General features: G+C 49.6%; 12 protein-coding genes. 8 read left to right on the top strand and 4 right to left on the bottom strand.

Features of this window, described 5'->3' with window-relative positions:
* Positions 1 to 62: 62 nt before the first annotated feature.
* Entirely contained in the window at positions 63 to 1,742 is a 1,680-nt protein-coding gene (locus EDM52_RS00520; RefSeq protein WP_245996399.1) for a hypothetical protein, read from the top strand.
* A gap of 69 nt (positions 1,743 to 1,811) precedes the next feature.
* On the opposite strand, the gene EDM52_RS00515 is transcribed toward EDM52_RS00520, so the two are convergent.
* Entirely contained in the window at positions 1,812 to 2,711 is a 900-nt protein-coding gene (locus tag EDM52_RS00515) for a flagellar hook assembly protein FlgD (RefSeq protein ID WP_122907088.1), read from the bottom strand.
* A gap of 180 nt (positions 2,712 to 2,891) precedes the next feature.
* Between EDM52_RS00515 and uvrB the strand changes: the two genes are divergently transcribed.
* The 4 genes from uvrB to EDM52_RS00495 are packed head-to-tail and all read left to right on the top strand — an operon-like array spanning position 2,892 to position 8,802.
* Positions 2,892 to 4,868, top strand: a complete 1,977-nt coding sequence (gene uvrB, locus EDM52_RS00510) for an excinuclease ABC subunit UvrB (protein WP_122907087.1) — start codon at positions 2,892 to 2,894, stop codon at positions 4,866 to 4,868.
* Positions 4,869 to 4,883: 15 nt separating this feature from the next.
* Positions 4,884 to 7,751 (top strand): excinuclease ABC subunit UvrA, encoded by a 2,868-nt coding sequence (gene uvrA, locus EDM52_RS00505; RefSeq protein ID WP_122907086.1) that lies wholly within the window; start codon positions 4,884 to 4,886, stop codon positions 7,749 to 7,751.
* Positions 7,752 to 7,769: 18 nt separating this feature from the next.
* Positions 7,770 to 8,399, top strand: coding sequence for an HD domain-containing protein (locus tag EDM52_RS00500; RefSeq protein ID WP_122907085.1), 630 nt, complete (start codon positions 7,770 to 7,772; stop codon positions 8,397 to 8,399).
* 40 nt (positions 8,400 to 8,439) lie between these two features.
* Positions 8,440 to 8,802 (top strand): phage holin family protein, encoded by a 363-nt coding sequence (locus tag EDM52_RS00495; RefSeq protein WP_122907084.1) that lies wholly within the window; start codon positions 8,440 to 8,442, stop codon positions 8,800 to 8,802.
* 45 nt (positions 8,803 to 8,847) lie between these two features.
* Here the strand turns inward: EDM52_RS00495 and EDM52_RS24425 are convergent, their stop codons facing one another.
* Genes EDM52_RS24425 through EDM52_RS00485 form a run of 3 tightly spaced genes read right to left on the bottom strand, consistent with a single transcriptional unit; the run spans position 8,848 to position 10,974 of the window.
* Positions 8,848 to 8,994 (bottom strand): hypothetical protein, encoded by a 147-nt coding sequence (locus EDM52_RS24425; protein ID WP_183184733.1) that lies wholly within the window; start codon positions 8,992 to 8,994, stop codon positions 8,848 to 8,850.
* Entirely contained in the window at positions 8,991 to 9,608 is a 618-nt protein-coding gene (locus EDM52_RS00490; RefSeq protein WP_122907083.1) for an accessory gene regulator ArgB-like protein, read from the bottom strand. The genes EDM52_RS24425 and EDM52_RS00490 overlap by 4 nt, the downstream gene beginning before the upstream one ends.
* A gap of 1 nt (position 9,609) precedes the next feature.
* Complete coding sequence (locus EDM52_RS00485) at positions 9,610 to 10,974, bottom strand: sensor histidine kinase (protein WP_122907082.1); 1,365 nt, start codon at positions 10,972 to 10,974, stop codon at positions 9,610 to 9,612.
* 203 nt (positions 10,975 to 11,177) lie between these two features.
* Between EDM52_RS00485 and hprK the strand changes: the two genes are divergently transcribed.
* The 3 genes from hprK (at position 11,178) to EDM52_RS00470 (ending at position 13,980) form a co-directional block, all read left to right on the top strand.
* Positions 11,178 to 12,113 carry an HPr(Ser) kinase/phosphatase gene (gene hprK, locus EDM52_RS00480; RefSeq protein ID WP_122907081.1) on the top strand — a complete coding sequence of 312 codons (936 nt, stop codon included), beginning with the start codon at positions 11,178 to 11,180 and terminating at the stop codon, positions 12,111 to 12,113.
* Between the two features lie 26 nt (positions 12,114 to 12,139).
* A complete protein-coding gene (locus tag EDM52_RS00475; protein WP_122907080.1) occupies positions 12,140 to 12,628 on the top strand; it encodes an acyltransferase in 489 nt (162 codons plus the stop codon).
* A gap of 176 nt (positions 12,629 to 12,804) precedes the next feature.
* On the top strand, positions 12,805 to 13,980 hold the full coding sequence (locus tag EDM52_RS00470; RefSeq protein WP_122907079.1) for an ATP phosphoribosyltransferase regulatory subunit: 1,176 nt from the start codon (positions 12,805 to 12,807) through the stop codon (positions 13,978 to 13,980).
* The last annotated feature ends 1 nt before the right edge of the window (position 13,981 follow it).

Raw genomic sequence — 13,981 nt, 5'->3', positions numbered from 1 at the left:
GGGAAACAAAACCATTTTTGATGCGTCTCTTAGATTAGGATACAACGAGGGAGAGGATTTTTTTGAAGAAGAATAGCCGCAAACCTTTATTACTGGTTTTGGCAGGAGCAGTGGCTGCAGGTAGCCTTTGGGTGACACCCATCGTCGACGTTCATGCAGCTGCTGTGAAAAAAGTGCAGGCTGCTGCTGTCACACCGGTGCCTGTAACGATTACAAAAGGAATCCAACAGGTGGTTCGATTGGTTCCGGAATTGTCGAAGCGCCATGTTGTCTATATTGGGGAAGTGGATGGTCCGGGTGTATCCGGGGTGGCTATTGCGTTTGCGGAGTCAGCCAAGGATCCGAATCCAAACGGTGATCGCGCTGTATTCGACCCAACAACGGGCGATTTGCTGATCCTGGAACTCAAGCCACAAAAATCTGAAAAGCCAGCAACATTGACAGATGCACAAGCGAGCACGAAGGCAGTGGCCTTTGTAACAGGCTTGCAAAATATTGGGAATACGTATCAGTCCAGAGAAGTCGTGACCAAGGATGGACTGACTACTGTACGGTTGGTCCGGAAGATTAACCATGTGTCCCTGGATGATGCCTATGATTCATTCGTCACCTTTGATTCGACGGGGAGACTGATCGGGTTCCGCAATTTTAACGGGAAATCGCATGAAAAACTGATTGCAGCTTCGTTCCCTCCGGCTACGCGCGCCATCTCCTCCCAGCAAGCGCTCCAGCGCTACAACGAGAGCAAGCCATTGGAGCTGATCTACCTGCTCCCTGAAAATGCACCAAATGATAAGCGAGTAGAAGCGCGTCTGGTCTATCTCGTGAAGGACGGGATCATTAGCCAAAGCCATACGGGAAGTGCGCTGGATGCGATGAATGGCAAGCGATTGCTTGACTTGCAGCCATCTGTTCAAACGGTAAACCTGAATGGAACCGGGGAAAGATGGTCAGCAATGTCAGACTCTCAGGCCGCCGATCTGGTGAGATGGCTGTTCAAAGCTGAGCCTGGAAAGCTGCCATTGGTGTCATTTGAGGAAAAGCGGGAAGACGGAAGTGCGCTGCGCTATTTTATCTGGGGATATTTCCGGCAAGACGCTGCCAATGCGGATAAGCAATATGAGCTGGGCATGTTCCCTGATACCGTGAAACCAGAAGAGAAAAAGCATCTCATGCTGGTGACGAATGCCAAGACGGGCGAGGTACTCCGCTTCGTCAGCAAGGATGAAGTTCAAAAGAATGGGAAGCTGGACAAAAAACGTGACTGGAGCACAGCCGAAGAGGCATTGAGACGACTTCTTCCTACTGGCCCCAATCCAATCCTATTGAGTGATGTAGGCAACGAACAGACCACACTCATCACAGCAGATATGGTCGTCAACGGTACGCCTGTCTATCGGGAAGGTCAGCGCTTGGAAGAAGGGATGTACACGATTTCCATTCAAGGCATGACCGGTGCAATCGAGGAGTTCACCGTGAATCGCCCGAGTGATATGGTATTCCAGCAAGCCTCCAAATCCATTCCTCAGCAGGCTGCCGTCAATCAGTTGCTGAAGTCGTATCCATTGGAGCTGACTTACGTCCATATGATCCATCCAGAAACTGGAGCTGTCACCTGGAAGCTGGCTTACGACTTGTCGTTCCGCCAGACAAAAGCCCATTGCTTCTGCGGTGGAGAACAGAAGATGGATGCAACGATTCAGGTAGATGCTTTGACAGGCAAGGTTACTGTCAAGGAATAGCGATTCGAGCGTTTTTACAGAAAAAGAAATCCGCACTCACCAACGATCGGTGGAGTGCGGATTTTGCTTTTAGGCTTGAGCTTCGTAGCCGGTAATTTGCTGAAGTGACACTTTTTTGCCGTCTTCCAGCACGAATTCGATCAGTCCATTCTTCATGCTGACAGCCTGGATGATACCCGACATCTCTTCGGAAGAGGTGGTACCGTCTGTGTTAGTAGTCGATTGGTTGTAGGTGACGGAGAATCCGATCATTTGGGCGTATTGCAGCGAGCTGCTCATGGCTTGGTTATCCGGGTTTACGGACATGCCCGTGATTTCATCCAGTTTGACGGTGGCGCCGTTATCCAATTGGAATTGAGCCACGCCGTTTTTCATCGAGAAGCCAGTGATCACGCCGTCCTTTATGACCTCAACAGGCTCGCTTCCTTCCACTTGCGTAGTGGTTTTGTAGGATACGGTGCTGCCGATCATTTCCATGAACTTCACACTGCTGTCGATTGCATTTCCGGCCATGCCCTGGGATTCCAGTCCTTTAATGTCGGTGAGAGGAATCGGAGTGGTTTCTCCGGCAAGACGGAAGTAGATCTTGTTATTATCCATGTAGACGGCTTCGATGTTGCCTTCCTTGGTCTCGGTGGAAGTTTCACCGGTTACAGGATCTGCGGTCGTCAGGGTGTAGGTGGCGGTGCGTCCAACCAGCTGCTCGTATTTCTCCAACGTGAGCATGCTGTTGTTGGATTGCTCCATCAGCGTTGCCATCTTGGTGATTTTTTCGACCATGGTCATCATGCTGGTCTGTTGGATGAACTGCGAGTTGTCCATCGGAGACATCGGATCCTGATGCTTCAACTGCTCCAGTAAAAGCTTCATGAAGGCATTGTTGTCAAGCTCTGTGGAGAACTCCTTTTTGCCTTGATAGCTCATATGGGGTTGTATATAAGGGTTGTTTTTTACGGTATTGTCAGACATAACGATCCTCCCTGAAATTGGCGGGTCTTGTGAGGACATAAATATGATTTCATTATTACTATCGGAAAATCAGGATGAAGTGTGAAGACAAACATTTGTTCGAATTTCCGGCTTAACATCCCCGGAATTGTGTTATAATGGAAATGAGAAAAGATAGGCAACGAGGAGATGAACGAGGGAATGGATCGTTTTGAATTGGTATCGGAGTATCAGCCATCCGGTGACCAGCCTACTGCCATTGCCGAGCTGGTCGAGGGCGTACGGGCAGGCAAGCGACACCAGACTTTGCTGGGGGCGACGGGTACGGGAAAAACATTCACAGCGGCCCAGGTGATTGCCCAGGTGAACAAACCGACACTGGTCATGGCGCACAACAAAACACTGGCAGCCCAGCTATGTGCGGAGTTCAAGGAATTTTTCCCCAACAACGCTGTGGAATATTTCGTCAGCTACTACGACTACTATCAACCAGAAGCGTACATTCCCCAATCGGATACTTATATTGAAAAAGATTCCAGTGTGAACGAGGAGATCGATAAGCTGCGTCACTCAGCTACCAGCTCTCTGTTTGAGCGTCGCGATGTGATTATTGTTGCCTCTGTTTCCTGCATTTACGGTTTGGGTTCTCCTGAAGAGTACAGAGAGCTGCTGCTCTCGCTACGGGTCGGAATGGAAAAGGGACGCGACGAAATCCTGCATCGTTTGGTAGACATTCAGTACACGCGCAACGATATCAACTTTGTTCGAGGAACCTTTCGCGTGCGTGGAGATGTTGTGGAGATTTTTCCTGCGTCACATGGAGAGCAGGCGATTCGTGTTGAATTTTTTGGTGATGAGATTGAGCGAATCACTTCGATCGATGTCCTAACCGGGGAAATTCTGGGACAGCGTGATCATGTTGCTATTTTCCCGGCTTCTCACTATGTCACGCGCAGTGAAAAACTGAAGTTGGCTGTGGCAAACATCGAGGCTGAACTGGAGGAGCGACTGGCAGAGTTTCGTGAAGCAGGCAAGCTGCTGGAGGCACAGCGGTTGGAACAGCGTACGCGCTACGACATCGAGATGATGATGGAGATGGGCTTTTGCTCCGGTATTGAAAACTATTCGCGCCATCTTACCGGACTCCCTCCAGGCCATGCGCCTTACACGTTGATGGACTACTTCCCAGAGGATTACCTGGTGTTGATCGACGAGTCGCACATCAGTTTGCCGCAGGTGCGTGGGATGTACAATGGCGACCGTGCGCGCAAGGATGTCTTGGTGGAGCACGGCTTCCGCCTTCCGTCTGCCAGGGACAACCGACCGTTGAAGTTCGCTGAATTTGAAGAAAAGATACCGCAGGCGATCTATATCTCCGCAACACCTGGCCCCTATGAGCTGGAGCATACCCCGAAAGTGGTAGAGCAGGTGATCCGTCCGACAGGACTGGTCGACCCGACGATATCGGTTCGTCCGATCAAAGGACAGATTGACGATTTGATCGGTGAAATTCAGGCGACGATTGCCAAAGACGAACGGGTACTGGTCACGACGTTGACGAAGAAAATGTCGGAGGATCTGACTGATTACTTGAAGGAAATCGGTATCAAGGTGCGCTATTTGCACTCGGATATCAAGACCATCGAGCGGATGCAGATTTTGCGTTCGTTGCGCTTGGGTGAGTTCGATGTGCTGGTGGGGATCAACCTGCTGCGTGAGGGTCTTGATCTGCCAGAGGTTTCACTGGTTGCGATTCTCGATGCGGATAAAGAGGGCTTCCTGCGCAACGAGCGTTCGCTGATCCAGACGATTGGACGTGCGGCACGCAACTCGGAAGGACGCGTCATCATGTATGCAGACAAGATGACGGATTCCATGACAGCCGCGATCCGCGAGACGGAGCGCCGTCGCGAGATTCAAATGGCGTACAATGAAAAGAATGGCATCACGCCGCAGACGGTGAAGAAAGCTGTACGAGACGTGATTGAAGCTACAAAGGTAGCGGAAGAAAAAGCCGACTATCTGCCACATGCAGAATTCAAGAAGATGCCGAAGAAGGATCGCCTGGCGGTCATCGAACGGATGGAAGAAGAAATGAAGGAGGCAGCACGCAGTCTGATGTTTGAACGCGCTGCCGAATTGCGTGACTTGATTCTTGAGCTAAAGGCTGAACTCTAAGGAGAGGTTACTTTCATGCCATTGGAACATATTGTGGTGAAGGGCGCTCGTGCCCACAACCTGAAAAATATTGATGTTGTGATTCCTAGAGATAAATTCGTCGTTTTGACCGGCTTATCAGGTTCGGGTAAGTCATCCCTGGCATTTGACACTATTTACGCAGAGGGACAACGCCGTTACGTAGAGTCCCTCTCTGCGTATGCTCGTCAGTTCCTCGGACAGATGGACAAGCCGGACGTAGATTCAATCGAGGGACTTTCTCCTGCTATTTCTATCGACCAAAAAACCACGAGCCGCAACCCTCGTTCTACTGTGGGTACGGTCACTGAAATTTACGATTACCTGCGTCTCTTTTACGCTCGTGTGGGGAGAGCCATCTGCCCTGAGCATGGGACGGAGATTCAGTCACAAACGGTCGAGCAAATGGTGGATCGGGTGATGGAGTATCCGGAGCGGACGCGGATTCAAATCCTGGCTCCGATGGTTCAGGGACGTAAGGGCGAACACGTCAAGCTGCTGGAGGATATCCGGAAGCAGGGCTTCGTTCGCGTCAGAGTGAACGGGGATACACGCGATCTGTCAGAAGAAATCAAGCTAGAGAAGAACAAGAAGCACAATATCGAGGTAGTGGTCGACCGGATCGTTGTCAAACCGGATGCCGCATCCCGATTGGCCGACTCGTTGGAGACTGCTCTTCGACTGGCAGACGGCAAGGTGATCGTGGATGTGATGGAGCAGGAAGAGCTGCTTTTTAGCGAACACCATGCTTGCGCCATTTGTGGTTTTTCTATCGGTGAGCTCGAACCGCGCATCTTTTCCTTTAACAGCCCGTTCGGTGCATGCCCGGAATGTGATGGTCTTGGGGTCAAGCTGGAAGTAGACCCAGACATGGTAGTACCGGATGTGACCTTGCCTCTGGCAGAGGGGGCTGTAGCTGCCTGGGAGCCAAAATCGTCTACATACTATCCGCAATTGCTTGAATCTGCCTGCCGTCACTTCGGCATTCGCATGGATTTGCCGTTTGAGGAGCTGCCAGAAGAGCAGGCTAAGATCGTGATGTATGGAAGTCAGGGCGAGAAGATTCAGTTCCGTTACGAGAATGAGTTCGGACAGGTGCGCGAGGCTGCGGTTGCATTTGAAGGGGTCATTCCCAATCTTCAGCGCCGTCACTTGGAGACCAGCTCTGAATATATCCGTGAACAGATTGAAGGATTCATGAGTCAAAAGCCTTGCCCGGTATGCAAGGGACAGCGTTTACGCCCCGAAAGCCTGGCTGTAAAGATTGGGAATCGGAGCATTTCTGAATTGACGGATCTGTCGATCGCGGACGCGCATTCGTTTATGGAAGGGCTTGATCTGACTGAAAAGGAAACGAAAATTGCCAATCTCATCATTAAGGAGATCAAGGGCCGCCTTCATTTCCTGGTGGACGTAGGTCTGGATTATTTGACTTTGAGTCGTGCAGCCGGGACCTTGTCCGGGGGAGAAGCACAGCGTATTCGATTGGCTACGCAGATCGGTTCCAGTCTGATGGGCGTGCTCTACATCCTCGACGAGCCGAGCATCGGTCTGCATCAACGCGACAATGCGCGTCTGATCAAAACACTGGAGCATATGACCAAGCTGGGAAATACCTTGATCGTGGTGGAGCATGATGAGGATACCATGATGGCATGCGACTACATCATCGATATTGGCCCGGGTGCGGGCATACACGGCGGTCAGGTTGTAGCGACCGGAACGCCGGAGGAGCTGATGCAACAGGAAGCTTCTCTCACTGGTGCCTATTTGAGTGGTCGGAAATTTATTCCTGTTCCTATGGAACGTCGAGAGACAAGTGATAAATGGGTGAAGATTGAAGGAGCCAAGGAAAACAACCTGAAAAACGTAACCGCCAAAATTCCGCTCGGTTTGTTCGTGGCTGTCACAGGTGTCTCCGGCTCCGGGAAAAGTACACTGATCAATGAAATTTTGCAAAAGACGCTGGCACGTGATCTAAATGGTGCGAAGGTAAAGCCGGGTGAGCATCGCCGCATCACTGGCCTGGAGCATCTGGACAAAGTCATCAATATCGACCAGTCGCCTATCGGACGGACACCGCGTTCCAACCCTGCTACCTATACAGGGGTTTTTGATGACATTCGCGATTTGTTCGCCTCGACCAACGAGGCCAAGGTGCGCGGCTACAAAAAGGGACGTTTCAGCTTCAACGTCAAGGGAGGACGCTGCGAGGCATGCAGTGGTGACGGCATCATCAAGATCGAGATGCACTTCCTGCCGGATGTATATGTCCCTTGCGAGGTCTGTCATGGCAAACGCTACAACCGCGAAACACTCGATGTGAAATACAAAGGTAAAAGCATTGCAGATGTACTGGAGATGACGATTGAGGATGCGGTTGAGTATTTCCGCAATCTGCCGCGCATTGAAAGAAAGCTGCAGACGATCATCGACGTAGGACTGGGCTACATGAAGCTCGGCCAACCGGCGACAACCTTGTCCGGCGGGGAAGCACAACGGGTCAAACTGGCCTCTGAGCTGTATCGTCGGAGCACAGGCCGAACGCTCTATATTCTGGATGAGCCAACGACTGGGCTGCATACCGATGACATCGACCGATTGCTCAAGGTTTTGCAGCGGCTGGTGGAAAATGGTGATACGGTGCTGGTCATCGAGCATAATCTAGATGTGATCAAAACCGTCGACTACATCATTGACCTCGGTCCTGAGGGGGGGACTCGAGGTGGGCAAATCGTAGGAACGGGTACTCCAGAGCAAGTCGCAGAGCTGGATGGTTCATACACGGGAACCTACCTGAAGCCGATTTTGGATCGTGATCGCGCTCGTACTAAAGCCAAGCTGGAACAATTGGTATCCAAATAGAGCAGGGAGAGTGGAGCGATGGACTATGTGACAGAAACCACGGCATCCCTGCCAGAACGCCTGGTACGGAACACACAGCGTTTGTTTGACGGGCAGGATCCTGCGCATGACTGGCAGCATAATCTCCGGGTAATGGCGATGTGTGAGCGGATTGGGCGCGAGGAAGGTGCAGATATGGCACTTCTTCGCCTCGCTGCCCTCCTGCACGATATCGGACGGGCCGAAGAGCGTCGAACGGGAGAGTGCCACGCCGAGATCAGTGCCCGTATAGCTGGAGAATGGCTGCGTGAAGAGGGAATGGATTCAGAGCAGATTATGCTTGTGCAAAAAGCGATTCTTGCTCATCGCTTTCGCAAAGAGTCGCCGCCTACTTCTCTGGAAGAAAAAATCTTGTTTGATGCTGACAAGCTGGATTCCATAGGGGCTATTGGGGTAGCCCGAGCTTTCGCGTATTCCGGTGTCATCGGTCAGCCGATCCATGCTGAACTGCCTGATCAACACACGCCGTTTCACGAATACGAGTGGAAGCTGGTCCGTATCAAAGACAGATTGTATACGGCGACTGCTCGCCAGATTGCAGAAGAACGGCATCAGTTTATGAAGAAGTTTTTTGAACAGTGGAATTTGGAGATTCGAGGCATTCGCTAAAGTGCTGGGCTGTTGGGTCAGCGAAGAGAGGGGGAAGCGGATGGTACGTTGGATTGTCATGCTTTTCTTGAATGGTGCTGCCTTGTTATACATCAGTTCGTGGTTTGAATCCATTCGTGTCGCCAATTTTGGAGTAGCTGTATGGGCTGCCTTGGTACTGGGATTGGTAAATACGATGATTCGTCCGGTCATCATGTTGCTCACACTGCCGTTGCGGATCATGACGCTTGGATTATTCTGGTTTGTGGTCAATGCAGCAACATTTGCCTTGACGGCTTTCTTTATTGATGGCTTTGATCTAGGACCTTGGCCAGATAATATCGGTACGGTGATTGTAGCTGCAGCGTTGATGAGTTTTTTTGGTTGGCTGATCGATTTGATTTTCGGTAAGAAAAAGCAGTAAAAAAAGCCCGTGCATCGCTCTTGCGGAGAATGCGCGGGCTTTGATTCATTTTTTTGTTTCTTGCGCCAGCTGTTGATCACGTTGTTGAGGTGGAATGGGTTCGTAAATGAGACCAAACTTGAGAATACCAGCCAGATTCATAGAAGAAATACGACCAAAGAAACGATTAGACAGAGCTTGTAACTTTTTCATTTTTCAACCACCCTCTCAAGAAAATTTTCCAAGCGGGAAACTAGTAGAAAAGAACCCGGTAACAGAAGAGCGGATTGTGTCAATACGGCAATGATGTTGGCAAGTATTAGAATATAAGCATATTCTACCAAAATGAGAGACAAGACACAACTACCTCCAATTAAAAATAGTGCGATGATTCTAGTTTTCTTTTGAACTTCTGGATGATCAGGAGCATAGGTGTGCTTGGCGGGTGCGTATCGGTAGTTGATCGTGAATGCAAGGCCTAGTGTTACTAGGATAAGCAGATAGATGTAGGGAGAAGGGATCGCCGGCAGATGCTTCAGCGTAAATCCGCCGGTGTTCATCAATAAGAGGGTGGCAAACGAACATCTCCAAGGATTTCGTAAATGTACGCCTCCTGTAATGATGCGATACAGAAAAAACAGGAATGAAACGAGGGCGACTTCCAGGACGATGTGAAGCAGGGCCGATACGACGAGAAGAGCGATCCCATTGATGATATTGAGCAGGAAGATTTCAATTCCGTGAGCCAGCTGACCAATGGAGTAGGGTGAGTCCTCTGTCTTGATCTGCTTCGCCAAGTGCAGTGATATCTTTTCTGACCATGTCATGTCAAATCCCTCCTTTCGCAATCTGTCGGTTATTGAAAGAAACATGGAAGCGAGTGATGCCATTTTCAGAGAAGACGTCTACATTGCCCCCATAGCGCTCGGTTACGGACTTGACGATCGTGAGACCAAGGCCGCCTTCTCCATTTTTCTTGGTGGTATAACCGATAGAAAAGACTTCATTCAGCTTATCCTTTGGAATCCCAGGACCGCTATTTTCAATCGTGAGAAAGAGTTCGCGCTCTGATTGTCCCCAGTCCAGGCGTATGTAGCGATTCTCCTCAAGCTCGTAGGATGTGGCTCGTATCGCATTATCCATAAGATTTCCCAATACCTTGATCAAATCGTAGGTTTTAATATGGGTAAACTGGTTGCTTGTCGTGATGTTCATGGTCAAGTGGATGCGCTCTGCCAGACAAAGCGCCATTTTGGATTGGAGCAGGGAAGAAACAGCCGGATTCTTGATGCCTTCCAGTATATGAGCGCTCGAATCTACAGTCTTTTCAGTGACTACAATCTCATGTAGTAGTTGTTCTACATATTCCTTGGCCAGATCGTACAACCCTTTTTTTAGAAAACCATTAATGGCGGTGTAATGATTCATGGAATCATGCTTGAACGAGCGGATGGCCGTCAGCATGTCATGAATGCTGTTCAGGTATGGCGTGCCAGTCTCTTCTTCGACTCTATGAATGGTCAACGTGAGGTAGATTCGGAATAAGAACACAATGAGAATAAATAAGGCCAAGATGAGAAGTTGAAAGATCAACTGGAACTGTGGCGTGTAAACCTGTCCCAGCACCGAATTGTTGTTCCTTAGAAAAAAGGAGGTATTCATAAAAAGGATCAATAGGAACTCAATACTTCCTACCAGTATCAATAAAAACAGATAACGGTTGTAGCGATTCCGTGGAAACACTCGACGGATATCGAATTTCATGACTCGCAGGATCACAGCAAAAATCAACAAAATGCTCAAATAAAGAATCCGTATGAATGTCATTAGCGCGTCCGTGGAGAGGATATCCATCCAGTAAAGATGCTGACTATTGTAAATCACTAGCAAGATGAACTCTGCCATGATTAAGGAACCCATGGCGGCAGTAGACATAAATACTGATTTGAGAAGACCCGGCTTGTACAGGAGATAGAAAATCAAGGTGGTACTCAGAAACATGGTTAGTACTTTGGGTTGATAGGAAATTTCATAATAGCCTAAAAACTCACCAAAGCCACCCGATAAAATGGAGAAAAGCAAAGCTTGCTTCTTTTTTTCGAATACGGAACGATTGAACATGGCCAATCCAATGGTTAGCAGCAAGAAGGCTTCAGGTACGTCCACAAAAACGAAACGTAGTAAAAAATCCAAGGTGATGCCTCCTTTCAGTTCAAATTTTTACCGAGACTGATGTATATACAACAGTTCTATCTTATGAAATAAGAAGAAAAATGTAAATGATACAACAATGTGTTGCAGGAAGAAAGAAAGGAGAACGGTTGTCTCGCCTACACTCCTTTCGATACAATAAGGATGGACATTGGGGAGATTAACCCATGTAAGGGGGACGCCATATGCGAAAGACAAATGTTGGTCATCTTGCCCATCATTTTAACATGAATATTTTGAGCGGCGAAGAAGGTTTGGGACGCGAAATTACAGTGACGGATATGAGTAGACCTGGGTTGCAATTGGCAGGCTATTATTCCTATTATGCGGAAGAACGGATACAACTCTTTGGTCTGACCGAAGTAACCTTTTATCAGACGCTGTCCAGAGAAGAGCGACTGGAAAGAATGAACTTTCTCATGCAGGGACAGACGCCGTGTTTTTGTGTAACACGCAATCTTCCAGTGCCGGAGGAAATGATTGAAGTTTCAAATAAACATCAAGTACCGGTTCTCCAATCCCCGCTGGCAACGACTACGCTAGTAGGCAAAGTCACGAACTTTCTCGAGAATCGATTGGCTCCGACGACGACGATTCACGGGGTATTGACCGATATCTACGGCGTAGGTGTCTTGATCATGGGCTCTAGCGGAATCGGAAAAAGTGAAGCAGCCTTGGAGCTGGTCAAAAGAGGACATCGTCTGGTAGCGGACGATGCGGTAGAAATTCGCCAGACCCAAGGCGGACAGCTAAGCGGCAGCGCTCCCGAACTCATTCAGCATTTGCTGGAAATTCGCGGTGTGGGCATCATTAACGTGATGACGATGTTTGGAGCAGGCGCTGTCCGCAATGTGAAAAACATTGAAATGGTTGTGCAGCTGGAGCTGTGGGAACCGCAAAAGATGTACGAGCGTCTGGGATTGGATGAGGAAACAGTCAAGATCATGGATATGGAAATTCCGATCATTACAGTGCCTGTACGTCCCGGCCGAAACCTCGCTGTCATTATTGAGGTTGCGGCGATGAACTTCCGTCTGAAACGGATGGGCTACAACGCGGCTGTTCACTTCTCGCGCAAACAATCCGATGCCATTCTGGAGGATGCGGAAGCCGATCTTTAATATGGGAAGAAGGGGACAGGCAAAAAATGAGAAACACCACACGTTATCCCGTTCACGGAGCCAATCCGTTATGGCAAATGTACAAGACAGTGAGCTTTTGGAAGGTCATGAAAAACTTCATTGTCATCCAGCTGGCGAGGTACACCCCTTTTTTATCCTTGAAAAATTGGCTGTACCGTACCTTTCTGCGGATGGAGGTAGGGGAACAGAGTGCCGTAGCCCTTATGGTGATGATGGATGTCATGTTTCCCGAGATGATCAAGATTGGACGGAACTGCGTGATCGGCTACAATACAACGATTCTTGCTCATGAATACCTTGTCGAGGAATACCGTCTGGGGGAAGTAAGGATTGGTGACGGTGTGCTGATCGGGGCGAACACGACGATCCTCCCGGGTGTGACGATTGGGGATGGGGCGATTGTAGCTGCAGGCTCCGTCGTATATAAGGATGTAGCGCCGGGGACTTTTGTCGGTGGGAATCCGATGCAGGTCATACGCGAAGGAAACGTTTAATCGAAAGACAAAATGAATAGTCAGGGTGCCAGCAAAGGAAAAAGCGGCACCTTTTTGTTTTCTGACTATTCGCATCGCGGTTGACCAGTTCAAGATTCCGTGATACTCTTCTTCATATCACTTTAACTTGCTACCATATTAGCAGAGTAAAGCATAAGGCGCAGGAGGGAATGACGATGGCAAAGCCGTTGGGATTTGAAAAGCCGTTGGGCATGCGGGATATACTACCAGATTCACTGGCCAAGCAGCGGCATTTGGAGCGTGCGCTTCGACATTGCATTGATCGTTGGGGGTATGAAGAGATCTCTACACCCTCCTTGGAATATTACGACACGGTAGGAGCGGCCAGTGCGACTTTGACGGACCGGATGTTCCGCCTTTTGGATAAACAGGGGCATACGGTTGTGTTGCGTCCGGACATGACAACGCCTATCGCCCGTGTGGTTTCTTCTTTATATAAGGATGTTCCGCTGCCGATTCGGCTGTTTTACCAAGCAAACGTATTTCGTGCCCAGGAAAAAGAAGCGGGACGCAACGCAGAATTTTTTCAAACGGGTATCGAGCTGATCGGGGACGCTTCAGAGGATGCGGATGCCGAAGCGATTGCTCTGGCAGTGTTTTGCCTGAGAGCAGCAGGAGTGGAGACGTTCCGAATCGCGATCGGTCATGTTGACTTTGTCGACGGCTTGCTGGAGGAAGAGATCGCGGATGAAGAGCTTCGCAGCCAATTCCGCAACTTCCTGTACGAGCGCGACTTTGTAGGATATCGTCAGTTGTTGGCTACACTGGACATGAGTGACGATGCCAGAAACAGATTGGAGGCCTTGCTCAGACTTCGCGGGGATAAGGGGAAAATCGCAGAGGCACGGGAGCTGACCGTGAACGGCAAGGCTAGACGGGCGGTGGAGACGATTGCTTCGCTGTGGGATGCTCTGGAGGCGTATGGCGTGACAGAGGATCTTTTGCTCGACTTTAATCTGATCAGCAATCTGAATTACTACACAGGCGTTGTCTTTGAGGGGTATGCTGCAGACCTCGGATCACCATTGTTAGGCGGGGGGCGCTACGATCATTTGCTGGCGCAGTTTGGACGACCAGCACCTGCTACTGGTTTTGCGATCAAAATGGATCGTTTGCTCCAAGTAACACCGGCGATGAAAGGACAACCGACAACCCGGGTTCTGCTTTGCTACACCGTCGAACGTCGGAGAGAGGCGTTGGCAGAAGCGCAATTGCTTCGTGAAGATGGACTGATCGTGGTGACTCGATTGATCGGGAATGAAGATGAATTAAGCGACAGTGAAAAAGCGGGTTACGCCAAAGTAATCTGTTTGACGAAACAGGAGGAGTAGG

The sequence above is a fragment of the Brevibacillus invocatus genome (genome assembly GCF_003710915.1).
GTDB classification, from domain to species: Bacteria; Bacillota; Bacilli; order Brevibacillales; family Brevibacillaceae; genus Brevibacillus; species Brevibacillus invocatus.
Note: the sequence above shows the minus strand (reverse complement) of the source record. Positions and strands in the feature narration are given on the sequence as shown.

Excerpts from the sequence above, each read along its gene's own strand:
- EDM52_RS00475 (WP_122907080.1), top strand. The coding sequence starts at position 12,140 with ATGAGAAACACCACACGTTATCCCGTTCACGGAGCCAATCCGTTATGG.
- EDM52_RS00515 (WP_122907088.1), bottom strand. The coding sequence starts at position 2,711 with ATGTCTGACAATACCGTAAAAAACAACCCTTATATACAACCCCATATG.
- EDM52_RS00470 (WP_122907079.1), top strand. The coding sequence starts at position 12,805 with ATGGCAAAGCCGTTGGGATTTGAAAAGCCGTTGGGCATGCGGGATATA.
- hprK (WP_122907081.1), top strand. The coding sequence starts at position 11,178 with ATGCGAAAGACAAATGTTGGTCATCTTGCCCATCATTTTAACATGAAT.
- uvrA (WP_122907086.1), top strand. The coding sequence starts at position 4,884 with ATGCCATTGGAACATATTGTGGTGAAGGGCGCTCGTGCCCACAACCTG.
- EDM52_RS00500 (WP_122907085.1), top strand. The coding sequence starts at position 7,770 with ATGGACTATGTGACAGAAACCACGGCATCCCTGCCAGAACGCCTGGTA.
- EDM52_RS00490 (WP_122907083.1), bottom strand. The coding sequence starts at position 9,608 with ATGACATGGTCAGAAAAGATATCACTGCACTTGGCGAAGCAGATCAAG.
- EDM52_RS24425 (WP_183184733.1), bottom strand. The coding sequence starts at position 8,994 with ATGAAAAAGTTACAAGCTCTGTCTAATCGTTTCTTTGGTCGTATTTCT.
- uvrB (WP_122907087.1), top strand. The coding sequence starts at position 2,892 with ATGGATCGTTTTGAATTGGTATCGGAGTATCAGCCATCCGGTGACCAG.
- EDM52_RS00495 (WP_122907084.1), top strand. The coding sequence starts at position 8,440 with ATGGTACGTTGGATTGTCATGCTTTTCTTGAATGGTGCTGCCTTGTTA.